The 13,331-nt window shown below is 73.7% G+C and carries 10 protein-coding genes and 1 pseudogene; 8 read left to right on the top strand and 3 right to left on the bottom strand.

Annotated elements, in window-relative coordinates:
- The first annotated feature begins 159 nt into the window (after positions 1-159).
- Positions 160-1,692 carry a hypothetical protein gene (locus tag ACFUK0_RS28700; protein WP_380255258.1) on the top strand — a complete coding sequence of 511 codons (1,533 nt, stop codon included), beginning with the start codon at positions 160-162 and terminating at the stop codon, positions 1,690-1,692.
- Between the two features lie 1,540 nt (positions 1,693-3,232).
- Positions 3,233-4,156, top strand: a pseudogene (locus ACFUK0_RS28695) (hypothetical protein); the annotation flags it as partial.
- Positions 4,157-4,294: 138 nt separating this feature from the next.
- Here ACFUK0_RS28695 and ACFUK0_RS28690 read toward each other — a convergent pair.
- From ACFUK0_RS28690 to ACFUK0_RS28680, 3 genes are all read right to left on the bottom strand, one after another.
- On the bottom strand, positions 4,295-4,939 hold the full coding sequence (locus ACFUK0_RS28690) for a 4'-phosphopantetheinyl transferase family protein (RefSeq protein WP_380255256.1): 645 nt from the start codon (positions 4,937-4,939) through the stop codon (positions 4,295-4,297).
- The gene (locus tag ACFUK0_RS28685; protein ID WP_380255254.1) at positions 4,936-5,202 is read right to left on the bottom strand and encodes an acyl carrier protein; all 267 of its coding nucleotides are present in this window, start codon (positions 5,200-5,202) and stop codon (positions 4,936-4,938) included. The genes ACFUK0_RS28690 and ACFUK0_RS28685 overlap by 4 nt, the downstream gene beginning before the upstream one ends.
- A gap of 62 nt (positions 5,203-5,264) precedes the next feature.
- Positions 5,265-6,122 carry a hypothetical protein gene (locus ACFUK0_RS28680; RefSeq protein WP_380255252.1) on the bottom strand — a complete coding sequence of 286 codons (858 nt, stop codon included), beginning with the start codon at positions 6,120-6,122 and terminating at the stop codon, positions 5,265-5,267.
- Between the two features lie 579 nt (positions 6,123-6,701).
- On the opposite strand from ACFUK0_RS28680, the gene ACFUK0_RS28675 reads away from it, so the two are divergent.
- From ACFUK0_RS28675 to ACFUK0_RS28650, 6 genes are all read left to right on the top strand, one after another.
- Positions 6,702-7,853: a phytanoyl-CoA dioxygenase family protein gene (locus tag ACFUK0_RS28675; RefSeq protein ID WP_380255294.1), complete on the top strand. Its 1,152-nt coding sequence runs from the start codon at positions 6,702-6,704 to the stop codon at positions 7,851-7,853.
- Positions 7,835-9,145, top strand: a complete 1,311-nt coding sequence (locus ACFUK0_RS28670) for a DUF6271 family protein (protein ID WP_380255250.1) — start codon at positions 7,835-7,837, stop codon at positions 9,143-9,145. Before ACFUK0_RS28675 ends, ACFUK0_RS28670 begins: the two co-directional genes overlap by 19 nt.
- A 92-nt stretch (positions 9,146-9,237) precedes the next feature.
- The gene (locus ACFUK0_RS28665; protein ID WP_380255248.1) at positions 9,238-10,956 is read left to right on the top strand and encodes a condensation domain-containing protein; all 1,719 of its coding nucleotides are present in this window, start codon (positions 9,238-9,240) and stop codon (positions 10,954-10,956) included.
- Position 10,957: 1 nt separating this feature from the next.
- A complete protein-coding gene (locus ACFUK0_RS28660) occupies positions 10,958-12,235 on the top strand; it encodes an MFS transporter (RefSeq protein WP_380255246.1) in 1,278 nt (425 codons plus the stop codon).
- Between the two features lie 140 nt (positions 12,236-12,375).
- On the top strand, positions 12,376-12,564 hold the full coding sequence (locus ACFUK0_RS28655; RefSeq protein ID WP_380255244.1) for a hypothetical protein: 189 nt from the start codon (positions 12,376-12,378) through the stop codon (positions 12,562-12,564).
- Between the two features lie 229 nt (positions 12,565-12,793).
- Positions 12,794-13,180 (top strand): hypothetical protein, encoded by a 387-nt coding sequence (locus tag ACFUK0_RS28650; RefSeq protein ID WP_380255242.1) that lies wholly within the window; start codon positions 12,794-12,796, stop codon positions 13,178-13,180.
- The last annotated feature ends 151 nt before the right edge of the window (positions 13,181-13,331 follow it).

The raw sequence follows: 13,331 nt of genomic DNA, 5'->3' as shown, positions 1-13,331 counted from the left end.
CACCTGCGGCACACCGTACCCGGGCCGGCCTGCCGCAGGCCCGCTGTGGGCCCGCCGCGGCCGCCGACCGGCCCGGACGCAACTCCGGGCCGCTCTGTACAACGGGTACGCGGCCGTGGCACGAATGTCGCAGAGATCTTTCCGGGGAGGGCCGCAGGAGTGCGAAGAGTTCTGTACGACCAGAGGGTGCTGACGCTCGTCGAGGTCCGCGGGGGCGAGCGGGACTGGGCGGGGGCCGAGCAGGTCTTCGAGCGGCACGGCTGGCCGGTGATCGGTCATGAACCCTGCGGTGAGGGCCGGTTGAGCGGCGTACTGGAGCCGGACCCGGCCTCGCGGGTGTACGAGATCGAGGTGCGGTTGCCCGGTTCGCTGCGGGGCTGCGACCGGGGAGCCGCCCGGCGGGCGGCCAAGGCCCTGCGCGCGGCCCGACTCGAGGCATACGTGCGCCGTACCGAGCCGTTGGTGCGGGATCGCGAGATGCTGTCCGAGTGGCAGGTCTACAACCTGGGCGCCCCGCAGGGCGAGCGCCTCGTGCGGGCCCGGCGCCTCGTCCGCCGGGGCGCCACCGCCTTGGGGCACCACGACACCGGGACACGGCTGACCGGAACGCAGGGCGAGGCACTGCGCCTGGCCCACATGGCCTCGCCGGCGGGGACGACCAACGCACCGCCGGCGGTGTGGGTCCGCCCCCTGGACGGCCGATGGCGCGGGACGGTCCGGTACTGGCCCGAGGAGGAGTCGGCCCGGCGCCTCGCCCGGGTGGTGGGCTGGAGTCTGGCCGCCGCCGCGGCCGCGGTCTTCGCCGCCGGGGGGCCGGGGGGTGTCCGGCCGCTCTGGGTCGTGGCCGCGGCGGCGGCCGGTGCCATGGCCGTCCACGCCGGGACGCGCCTGTTCCGGGAGGGCCGGGCCGCCGGAGCGGCCCTCGCGGTGGTCGCGCTGGGGCTGCTGCTGACGCTCGGCCTCGGCCCGCTGCACGCCGCCGGACCGGGCTGGACCGAGCAGCAGGTGCTGGTGTCCGCGGGGATCGTGGCGGTGACCGCAGGTCTCTGGCTGCTGGTACGCCAGTGGAGTTGGGGCGAGTGGGCGGTCTGGGTCGTCCCCCTCGTGCTGTCGCTGGCCGGGTCCACGTTCCTGGCGGCCGGGTCCGTCCTGCACGCGCTGTACGCCGACGGGCTGTCACTCGCTCCCGACGATCTCGACGTACCGCCGGTCTGGCAGGTCGTCTCCGCCGCGAAGCTGCTCACCTTCCTCAGTCTGACGCTGGTCCTCCCGGCCTGGTGGGGTTTCGCCAGGCACCGCCACCACGGCTACGCGGGCACGGGTGAGGGCTTCAACGTCGCGGTCTACGTGCTGCTGCTGATCGCGATCCTGACCGGCGTGTTCGGTCTGGCCCTGCACTCCGCACGACAGGCCGTCGACCGGACGGTCGCCGCGGCGACCCGCGGTGAGGACGCGCCCCCGTACTTCGGTGTCGAGCCCGCGTGGGTGTGCGTCGAACCGGCGGTGCCGGCCGCCCTGCTCTCGGGCGAAGGGCCACGCCTCGACCCGGCACGGCCGTACCTCTCGTTCGGCGTCGCGCAGGGAACGGCCGTCCTGTGGGACCGGGCCGCGCGGGAGCCGCTGAAGCTGGCGGCCGCTCAGGTCCGCCTGCTGCCGGCCGAACCGGGAGCCGGGTGCGGCGGCGCCGGCTGACGGGCCGGTCGGTCGAACCAGGGGCGGCCCCTCACGCGGGCGCCGGCCCCCTTCGGGCCCGGTCATCCGGGAATCCGGCGGTTCTGATCCGTCGTGATCCGCTCTGTGCGCCGGAGGTCCGGCGCGGCGACGTGCGTGGTTCATTCGGAGGCCACCACGGATGGGCAGGGTGACCCCGTTTGCGTACGTCACCGCCGCATCCGCCGCGCGGGCTTCCCCGGCCCGGGCGGCGGCCCGTCCCCGCCCGTCGAAAGGCAGCCCGCCCATGAGTGGCAGTCTCCCCCCGAGTGCCCGGCAGAGCGTCCGCCCCGCACCCGCCCGTACGAGCCGCCGGAGCAGCGTCGGCGGTGCTCTCGCCGGTGCCCTGCTGCTCGGCGCGGTCGTCGTCCCGGTCGTCGCCAACGCGGCCGCCGGCACCGCGTTCACCGCGGGCAGTGTGGTCGTCTACCGCGTCGGTGACGGGAGCACCTCCCTGAGCGACAACGCCGCGCCCGTCTTCCTCGACGAGTACTCCCCCACCGGCACGCTGGTCCGCTCCGTCGCCCTGCCCACCGGCGACAGCGGCAGCATCCACGCACTGACGGCCTCCGGCAGCGCCGCCTCGGAGGGGCAGCTCACGCTCTCCGCCGACGGCCGCTACCTGCTGGCCCCCGGGTACCACAAGCCGGTCGGCACGGACAGCGTCGCCACGACCGACGACGTCACCATCGCCCGGATCGGCGCCGACGGCGCCGTGGACACCTCGACGATGCTGGACGAGTTCGCCGACGACAACAACGTCCGCGGCGCCGCCAGCACCGACGGCACCCGCATCTGGGTGTCCGGCGCGGCCGGCGGGATCGGGTACACCACCCTGGGTTCGGACAGCTTCACCCGGCTGACGGACCGGAACGTGCGCGAGGTGCAGGTCGTCGACGGCCGGCTGTACGCCTCCTCCGACAAGGACGGCATCGGCATCTCCACCGTGGGCACCGGCACGCCGACCACCTCCGGACAGACGCTGACCAACCTCCCGGGCAGCCCCGAGAGCAGCGGCGACCCCTACGAGTACGTGCTGCTCAACCTCTCCGGGGGCACGACGCCCGACACCCTGTACGTCGCGGACGGCAGCGCCGGGAAGATCAACAAGTTCGGCCTGGCCGGTGGCGTCTGGCAGGCGGAGGGCAGCAGGAGCGTCTCCGGCGTCACGGGGCTCACCGGCTCGGTCAGCAACGGCCGGGCGGTGCTGTACGCGACGAGCAGCGGCTCGTCCGGCACCGGCGGCACGCTGTCCACGGTGACGGACGGCAGCGGCGCGGGCGCCACGATGTCCGGCACGGTGACGACCCTGGCGACGGCGGCCTCCAAGAAGGCCTTCCGGGGCGTCGCACTCGCCCCCACCCTTGGCGGCACCCCCACCGCGTCGGCGAGTCCCTCGTCCGGCGTCAGCACCTCTGCCTCGCCGAGCCCGAGCACAAGCCCGAGCAGCACTGCGAGCCCGAGCCCGAGCCCCAGCAGCACCTCCAGCCCGAGCCCCAGCCCCACCGCCTCCACCAACCCGCTGACGCCGGTGGCCTGGCCGGGCAGCAGCTCCATCGCCACCGCCGACGCCTCGAACGTCTTCGGCGAGGACCTCAGCGGCCTGTACCAGGAGGGCGGCGTGCTGTGGGGCGCGCAGAACAGCGGCAAGCTGTGGCGCCTGGTCCCGAACGGCTCCGGCGGCTGGAAGCCCGACACCGCCAACGGCTGGACATCCGGCAAGTCCCTGCGCTTCCCGGGCGGCTCCGGCACCCCGGACAGTGAGGGCGTCACCCTCACCGGCTCCGGCTCCGCAGGTGGCGTGTTCGTCGCGAGCGAGCGCAACGGCGACGCGTCCGGCACCAGCCGGCTGTCCGTCCTTCGCTACGACGTCTCCGGGACGGGCTCCGCGCTGACCGCCACGAAGGAGTGGAACCTCACCGCCAACCTGCCCTCCGTCGGGTCCAACCTCGGCTTCGAGGCCGTCACCTGGGTTCCCGACAGCTACCTGACCGGCGCCGGGTTCAAGGACGAGTCGACGGGCGCGGCCTACAACCCGGGCGGGTACGGCGCGCACACCGGCGGCGTGTTCCTCCTCGGCGTCGAGGGCACCGGCATGGTGTACGGCTACGTGCTCCAGGACTCCGGCACCTTCACCCGGGTCGCCTCGATCAGCAGCGGGCTGGCGGGCGTCATGGAACTGCAGTGGGAGCCGCAGGCCTCGCGACTGTGGGCCGTCTGCGACGACACCTGCAGCGGCCAGCACCGGACGCTGAAGGTCAACGCCTCCGGCGTGTTCGCGACCACCGCCGTCTACAACCGGCCCGGCGGCATGTCGAACATCAACAACGAGGGCTTCTCCGTGGCCGCAGCCGACGAGTGCGTGAGCGGATCGAAGCCGGTGTACTGGTCCGACGACAGCAACACCGGCGGCCACGCGATCCGCAAGGGCAGCATCACCTGCTGAACCGGCTGAACCTGCTCACCACACCAATCCGTCGCACCCGCACCGCGGGCAGGTGACCGTCCGTCAGGGGCCGTGTCCGCAAGGGCGGGCACGGCCCCTGACGCGCGCTCCGGGGAACAGGAGCGGATGCCGGGCGGTCTAGGCTCCTCCCCCGCCGGGCCGGGCGGCCGAGAAGGTGGTGACCGGCGCGGTGCTGGCCACCGTCACCACGGCGGCCCGCCGGTGGTCCGTCCACTCCAGCAGTCGTAGGCCCTCCTGACCGGCCTTCAGCACGGCCTCCCGGCGTACCCACAGCCGGAGCAGCGCCGCGCCGGGGTCCGGCCGGGCGGCGGCCTCGCGCAGTTCGTCCTCGGGCAGCAGGCGGCTCAGCACGGACAGCGGGCCGGGCCGGCGCGTCGAGGGCTCCACGTCGATGCCGACGGCGCCGGGGCCGACGGCGGCCGCGACCAGCCCGTCGGCGTGGCTCAGGCTGACGCCGGCCCCGGGGTGGTCGGGCAGATAGGGGCGGCCGTGCCCGTCCCGGCCGCATTCGGCGCAGAACTGGGCCGGGGCCGACTCGTGCGGCGGCCGGCCGGTGAACCGGGCGGCACACAGGCGGACCAGCAGCCGCGCCGCCAGCACGTCGTCACGGCGGCCCGGCAGCCGGATCGGGGCCAGCCGCTGCCGCTCCCACGGCGCGAGCAGGCCCTCGTGCAGGTCCGGGTGGGCCAGGACCTCTGCGGTGGTCGCCACCACGGCCACGGCCGCCCGGTCCGCCCGGACCGGCGCCGGGCCGCCGGTCACGGGTGGGCGCTCCCGGGGCTGCCCGCCGACGCCGTTCCGGGCGCTCCCAGAAAGCGCTGCTGGACGCGGTCGATCGTGCGGAAGTCGTCGATGGTGACTTCCTGGAGGTCGATGCTGCTGCCGGAGATGTCCTCCAGGAGGTCGATGAACTCCAGGAAGTCCATGGAGTCGATGAGGCGGGCCTCGATGAGGTCCTCGTCGGCGTCGATCGGGCCGTCAAGGCCGGGGTTCTTCTCGTGGAGCCACGCGGCGATGCGTTCCATGGGGCGGGGTCTCTCCTTCGCTGGTACGGGGTCGGTAGGGGGACGGGCAGACGGCGGGGTGATCAGGCCCGGGCGTCCCGGAGCCGGTCCAGGGCCTGTTCCGGCGTGCCGTGGGTGAGGATCATCGTGTGGACCCAGCGCTCCAGGCCGAACGCCACGCAGGCGCTGTAGGCGGGCCCGTGGGAACCGGCCCGGATGTCGAGGCGCTCGCCGAAGAAGTTGCGGTGACGGTTCACGGAGGCGATGGCGGTGCCGTCGGAGGCCAGGAACTCGTGCTTGACCGGGTCGAGCGCCATCAGCCGGGCCCGGGAGCTGCCCTTGTCGTAGAACGGGTCGTCGGCCACGGCCCTGGTCAGGGTCAGGCCCAGTCGCCCGGCCAGCTCCTGGACGAACTCGGCGCCCTGGTCCAGGTGCTCGACCGAGCCCTGCTTGGTGCCGAGGTAGAGGACCTCCCGCATGTGGAAGCCCCAGAGGCGCCGCAGCCCGTCGTAGTGGGTCTCGTTGCGGAAGCAGCGGCCGGTGGCGGAGAGCCGCAGCCCGCTCTCGCCGACGTCCCGGCCTTCGAGTGAGAGCAGCAGCCCGTAGCAGGTGGCGGACGGCAGCAGGTGGCCGGTCGGCCGGAGCGGCAGCTCGCCGGGGGTCTCGCCGGCCGCCAGGGCGTCGAGGGCGTCCGGGGCGAAACGCCCGGTGGAGACCCCGAGATGGGGGAAGTTGCGGAAGTAGTCGAGCCGCGCCAGCCCCTCTGCGGACAGCAGGGGCGGGCCCACCACCTCGGGGGCGGCGAGCCGTGCGGCCAGGCCACCGAGCAGGTCGTCGAGACCGTGCAGCAGGGCGGTGCGGACCGGGTCCAGCGTGATCAGGCCCGGACCGGGGTCCTTCAGACCGCCGACCGGCAGGGCCGTGATGCTGGGTGTGCTCATGGAAACCGCTCCCTCTGGGGCATGGCAGGTGTCAGGGGCATCGGCCGGGCGGGCGCAACCGGTTCGTTGCCGCGCGATCGCATCGAGGGCGAACGGCCTTGCGTGTGGACACCGTTGATCGGGACGCAGCGCCGAAGCCGGTTGATGCCCCGTCATGGACGAGGGCTGCGCATGGGGACCGTAAGCCAGTTGATCCAGAATTGTCTAGACCAAAATCCTCGGACCGAACGGCCACTGCCGGTAAGGTCTTTCGGGCAGGGAAGGCTGCCCGGCGGCTTGTTGAGCCGGCACTTGACGTGCACCTATGGTCTATACCAATGTTTGTTTCTGCAGCGCCGCTGCGGCAACTATGCGCCACGGCGCGGCCATCCGTCCATGCTGTCCGCCCCCGGCCCTCCACCGGCTCACCGTGGTGTCGCCGGGCACAGCCCGCGGGAGCCGAACCGCTGTCAGCAGCGACCGGCCTGTGCGGCACCAACCGCCACGGCCCCGGTCGGCCGGTGCGGAGAAGCCGGCACTCCCGACCGGCGTCCACCGCTGAACTGCCGCCCCCGACTCCCGCCTTGGAGGGACCACATGATGACGACACCCGGTACGGGCCACCGCCCACGCCGCCCCCGTCTGCACCGAGCGGCCTCGGACCTGCCGTACTTCAGCGCGGACGGCGAGTCCTACCTGGCGCAGACCACCCTGCGGGAGCTGAAGAAGTCACGGCCGCTGCGGGTGCTGTCCGAGGAGGACTTCGCCCACTGGCAGACGTACGGCTACGTCATCGTCCGGGAGGCGATCCCCGCGGAGGCGGCGCGGCGCCTGCTCGACTTCACCTGGGACTTCCAGGGCCTCGACCCGGGCCGGCCCGACAGCTGGTACGAGGACCGGCCGCTGCGGTCCGAACTGGACCAGCAGTTGCACGTCTACGGGTTCGTCGAGGCGTACCACCACCAACTGCTCTGGGACAGCCGCCAGGCCCAGCGGGTCTACGACGCCTTCGTCGACGTGTGGGACTGCGAGGAGCTGTGGGTCACCCTGGACCGGCTCAACCTCAACCCACCGAACGTCAGAAACCGTGACCGCGCGCTGATCGAGCCCACGGACCGGGGCTTCGACATCGACCTGCACTGGGACATCGACACCACCCTCGGCGTGCCGCCGCAGCGGGTGCAGGGGATCATCGCGCTCAACGACACCCGGCCGGAGTCGGGCGGATTCCAGTGCAACCCCGAGCTGTTCCGGCAGTTCGAGCCGTGGAAGCTCGGCCAGCCGGCCGACCGGGACCCGCTGCGCCCCGCCGTGGACCGGGCGGAGTTCCCCGTCGTGCGGCCCGAACTGCGCCCGGGCGACCTGCTGATCTGGAACGGCCTGCTCGCCCACGGTGTGGCGCGCAACGTCTCGAAGGACCAGGTGCGCGCCGTCCAGTACCTGTCGATGATGCCGGCCCTGGAGGAGCACGAGAAGCTGCGGCACTCCCGGGTCGAGTCCTGGCGGCACCTGCGCACCCCGCGCTGGAACCGCACCCTGGTCGGCGACCCGGTGCTGCACGAGTCCAAGCGCTACCCCACGGCCACCCTGGACGGGCTCGGCAGCCGCCTGCTCGGGCTCACCTCCTGGGCCGACAAGGACGAGGACAGGAACCAGGGCAAGGGCAGGGGCGAGGACGGGAACGGGAACGGGAACGGGGACGCTCCGGCCGGCGGGCAGAGCGGGGAGCCGTCGTGCGCCGAGTCTGCCTGACCCTCCCGACCAACCGGGAGTGCGCCGACACCATCCGGGCGGCCGGCGCCGAAGCCGCCTACGGCGCCGACCGGTTCGGCGTCGAGGTGCACCTGCTGATCCTGGACTCCTCCGCCGCTCCGGTGCTCGCCGGGCACCGGACGGTGGTCGCCGCGCTGCCCCCCGCACCGGGCGTGGTCGTCCACCACCTGGACGAGGACGAGCAGCGGACCTTCCTGCGGCGGGTGATCGCGCGGTCCGGTGTCGCCGGGCCGGGGCGGATGCTCGACCTGATGCTGCCCACGGGCGTCTCGTACGGCGCCTGCACCAACCGCGCCTTCCTGATCGCCGAGGCCCTGGGCTGCGACTCGGTGCACCGCCGGGACTCCGACAGCCGCTACCAGTCGCTGGACGGCGAGCCGGTCCACCCGCTCCACCCCGAGCTCACGGCCCTGGGGCTGCGGGCCGCCGAGGCGGCCGGCCTGGTGTCCCGCAGCCGGCTCGACCCCGCGTACAAGGACCGGCCGGTGGCCATGGTCGGCGCCTCCTTCGTCGGCGAGATGTCCGTGGACGTCGGGGAGATCCGTCGGCTGGACCCCGGCGTCTACGAGGACGTCATCGGCCTGTCCGTCCCCGCCGGCTATCCGGAGATCTGGCGCAGGAACCTGATCGAGGAGTCCTTCCGCGGCGCCGGGACGGCCCTGTTCACCGGCGACCGCACCACGCTCACCAGCGTCAACCCGATGCGGGTCGACATGTGCAACATCGCCCTGGACCGCGGAGTCTACGGCCGAGTGCCGCTGCCGCCGGCCACCGACACCATCGGCAGCGACTACTTCCTCATCCACCTGGTGCACGACGCCCACCTGCCCGGCGTCCTGCACAACCGACACATCGTCAACTACCACACCGGCGAGCGCCGTTCCGACGAGGGCTTCCTCGCCTACCAGGTGCGGTTCGCGAAGTTCCTGCTGTCGACCCGGTACTTCAACGCCGTGTACGCCCGGCTGGCGGAGGCGGGCGAGGCGCTGCTCGACCCCGAGGGGATGGTCCGGGCGTCCGTCGTCGCCGGGCTCGTCCGGGACAGCACAGGGCTGGACCAGGCGGAGGACGCCGAACGGCTGGACGCCCTCGACCGCTCCTACCGCAAGCTGGGCGGCCGCTACGCCACGGCTGCGGACCTCCTCGCCGGCCGCCGCGGCCGGCTCCTCGACGAGACGCGGGCGGACATGACGGCGTTCGCCCTGCTGATCGACGCCTGGGAGCCGCTGATCCGCGCCGTTCGGAGTGAAGGGCTCGCGATCGGGCACTGAACCCCCGTTGCCGGAACGACGATGCCGTCCCCGGCCACCGGGCCGGCCCGACCGCCCGGCCGCCCGACCGCCCCGACCCGAGTGAGGACTCCTTGCAGCCCGAGAACACCCACACCGTCACCGTCCGCTACGCGGGCGGCGAAGAGCGCCGGGGCCCCGTCACCATGGGTCAGGCCAACATGATCCGCTGCATCCTGCGGGACGATCCCGCGCAGATCAACATCCACGACGTCTGGGCCGCTCCCGCGGGCACCCGGCTGGACGCGGCGATCGACGCCCTGCGCGTCCTGGTGGTCCGGCACGAGGCGCTGCGGACCACCTTCCCGCCGGGCGACGGCGCCGCGCCCGGTGAGCAGGTGGTCGCGGCCGAGGGCGAGTTCACCGTCACCGTGGTCGACCACGAGGAGCTCCCGCCGGAGACCCGGTCGTACGTCGAGGCACTGGCGAACCGGGCCCGCGCCGAACGCTTCGCACTGGAGAAGGAGTTCGCGCTCCGGATCTCGCTGGTGGCCCTGCGCGGCGCCCCCGTCCTCGCCGTCGTGGTGGCCAGCCACGCGGCGACGGACGGCAGCGCCCTCGCCGTCCTGCAGGACGAGTGGCTCACCCTGCTGGCCGGCGAGAGCCTGCCCCCGCTGACCGCCGTCACACCGCTCGACCTCGCGGCCGAGGAGGCCACCCCGGCCGGACTCCGCAGGTCCCTCGCCTCGCTGCGGTACTGGGAGCAGATCATCCGCACCGGCCCGCAGGCGATGTTCGCCGAACCGGGCGCCACCGGCGTCGACGTCCGGCTGCCGCAGCTCACCCTGCGGTCGCGGCGGGGCGCCCGGGCGCTGGCCCGGGTGGCCGAGCGCACCGGCGGCCTCCCGTCCACCGTGCTGCTGACCGCCTGGTGCGCGCTCATCGCCCACCGGGCCGGCCAGAGCACCTGCGTCGTCGCCGTGCCGACCTCCAACCGGTTCCTGCCCCGGCTGGCGCGCTCGGTGAACACCGTGTCCCAGGACGCGCTGCTCTCCCTCGACGTCCGGGCGCCGTCCTTCGACGTGCTCCTGCGCAAGGCCTGGGGAGCGGCACTCAACGCCTACCGGCACAGCCAGTTCGACGCCGTCGCCCTGTGGGAGATGATCGGGCGGACCACCTTCGAACGCGGCAGCCACTTCGCCCGCGACGTGGTCTTCAACGACGTGAGCACGCTCCCCGCCGACCTCGCCCGCGCGACCGCCGAGGGCGAGGACGGGCCGGATCTGGAACTGTCCTGGGGCACGGCCCAGGTGCTGCCGACCCGCTCCCTGGTCTTCGTCCACCAGATCTCGCCGCTGCTCCACCTCGGCATGCGGGCCGACCCCGCACTGTTCCCCGAGGACGAGGCGGAGGGCTTCCTCACCGGCCTGGTCCGGCTGCTGGAGGCGGCCGCCGAGGCGGACGTGCCGTTCACGTCGCTCACCGAGCTGACCGGGATCCGCCCGGCCCGGCGCGGCGCGGACTGGAGCCAGGTGGACGGCTCCTGGATATCGCCGCCCGCCGTCGCGCAGGCCCTGAGCGAGGCCCTCGACGGCCTGCCGGTGCACGTCACCCTGGACGCCCGGCCCGAGGGCGAGGCCGTCCTCACGGCGTTCATCGCCGCCGGCGGCTCCCCCCTGACACCGGCGCGGGCCCACGCCGCACTGATGGACGCCCTCCCCGGCCGCCCCGGCGTACTGGCCCCCCGCCGGTACGTGATCGTCCAGGACCCGCCGGCCGGGGCCGACCGGACCAACGACTGGCTCCGGCAGCAGATTCTCATGGAAGGGAACGGCCGGGAACGGTCGATGTGACATGACGATGGATGACGTAAGAGTCCGACCGGAGCCGGAAGCGCTCCCCAGCCCGTGGCAGTCCGGCCGCTTCCGGCTGTTCTTCACCGCCCGCAGCGCCTCGCTGCTCGCCGACGGCATGCTGATGGTCTCGCTCACCACCGCGGTGCTGGGAGCCGGTTACGGCGCCGGGGGCGTGGGCTACGCGCTGGCCGCGTGGATGGCGCCGATCGCCCTGCTGGTCCTCTTCGGCGGAGTGCTGGCCGACCGCTTCACCCCGCAGGTGATGATGGTCGGCGCCGACGTGGTGCGCATGGTGGCCATGCTCACGCTCGCGGTGCTGCTGATCAGCACCGACGTCCGGCTGTGGCACATCATGGCGCTGCTGGCGCTGAGCGGCGCCGCGACCGCCATGTTCCAGCCCGGTCTGGCGAGCATGATCCCCCAGGTCGCCGACGACATCCAGCGGGCCAACGCCCTGCTGCGGATCTCCGAGGCGATCTGCACCCTGCTGGGCCCCGGGCTGGCCGGCCTCCTGGTGGCCTACTGGGACGTGGCGGGCTCCTTCCTCGTCATCGCCGCCGCCTTCGCACTCAGTGCGCTCGGCCTGGCGCCCCTGCGCAAGCTGAGCACCGCACGGGACGAGAGCGACGAACCGATGTCGCGCAGGCTCGTCACCGGCTGGCACGAGTTCCGCTCCCGCTCCTGGCTGTGGGGCGTCATCGCCGTCTGGGCCGTCTACGGCCTCTTCGTGTTCGGCCCGGCCCTGCCGCTCGGCGCGGCGCTGCTCACCGAGCAGCACGGGGCCAGCGGATACGGCTGGATCGCCTCCGCGGACGGCGCCGGGACGATCATCGGCGGCCTGCTCGGCATGCGCGTCCGGCCCACCCGCCCGCTCGTCGCGGGGGCGTCCGCCATGTTCTTCTTCTCCCTCAACCCGCTGGCGCCGGCCCTCGGCTGGTCGTTCACCGTCACGGCGCTCACCGGCGTCGTGGCCGGCTGCGGGTTCGCCTTCTGGGGCGTCATGTGGGCCACCAGCGTGCAGTCCCACATCCCGTTGGCCGTCCTGAGCCGTGTCTCCGCCTACGACGTCGCCGGATCCATCATGGTCATCCCGCTCGGCCGGGCCCTGGCGGGCCCGGCGGCCGGACTCGTCGGAGCCGACCACGTGCTGCTCTTCTCCTCCGTCGTCGGCGTCCTGTGCATCGGCGCCATGCTCGCGATACCCGCCATCCGCGGACTCGGCCGCGCACCGCAGGCCCCCGGCGCGGGCGACGGCGGCAGCCGCCCGGCCGTGTGACGCGGGGGCGGCACCCTGGGGCGGCCGGACCGGAACCGACGCCCGGGTGCCACCCCCGGCCGAACTCCCGTGGCGGGCCGAAGCCCCCTCGGAGGTCCACCCGACGGCCTGCCCGGCGGACCTCCGAGGGGGCTTCGGCCGTGGCCCGGGTCAGTGGGCCCGGCGAACTCTCCGGTGAGCCTTCCCTGGAGGTCGGCGCCGGGCCGGCTGAGGCCCGTGATCGTGACCGTCGTGCCCCGCTGGGCGTACCTGGCCTCGACGGCGTCGAGGACTTCGCCCGGACGCTGCGGGCCCGCCCGGAGCAGGACGCGCCGACGGTCCGACCCTGACGGCCTGTGCGGTGACTTCAGCACGCGCGACCCCGTAGTCGCGCGGCTGCTCCCGACGGGCGTCCGCGAGAAACACTGACCACAGGACTGGGCAATGTCTACTCCGGCCGGAATAGTTTTTCGGTGGTGGAACAAGGGGTAATCTTCCGGCTGCAAGGCCTGGGAGACCCGGTCGCCGGCCATGGCGCCGACCACCCCTACCCCACCTGTGACCAGGAGAGGCAGGACCATGAACGACCCCCACGACCGCCCGTCGGCCGCCGTGGACGCACCCCTCGGCGCCCGGGCCCGCGAGGCCCTCCTCGACGGTGTGCACCGAGCCCTCGCCGACGCCGGCTTCGACCCCCGCAACCCCGACCGCACCGGGCTGCGGCTGCGCCCGGACGAGCACGGCGTGCTGATCGAATGGCGTCCCGCCGACACCCTGGGATCCGCGATCCAGGTCCGCGACGGGCAGGAGAGCCGAAGAGGGCTCTCCGACCTCGACGGCATCAGCCGCGCACTCACCGAAGCCCTCGGCCAGATCCTCCACGACGCCGGCTACCGCACCGCCCCCGGCGCCGGCGGCCTGCTCCTCGTCACCGGCGCCCGGCCCCTCCCCCAGCCCTCCGACTAGGCACCGGCCGCGCCGAGGCCCCCGGCTTCGATGTCCGTCCGGACGGGTCCCGGACGGGTCCGGACACGCAGAGGCGGGGGGGCCGCCGGTAGGCGGGGCCCCCCCCCCCGCCCGGGGTACGCCCCGCCCCGGCAACCAACCGGAACCACGG

It is taken from the genome of Kitasatospora sp. NPDC057223, assembly GCF_042669755.1.
In the GTDB taxonomy this organism is placed as follows: Bacteria; Actinomycetota; Actinomycetes; order Streptomycetales; family Streptomycetaceae; genus Kitasatospora.
This window is presented reverse-complemented; position numbering and strand designations above follow the sequence as displayed.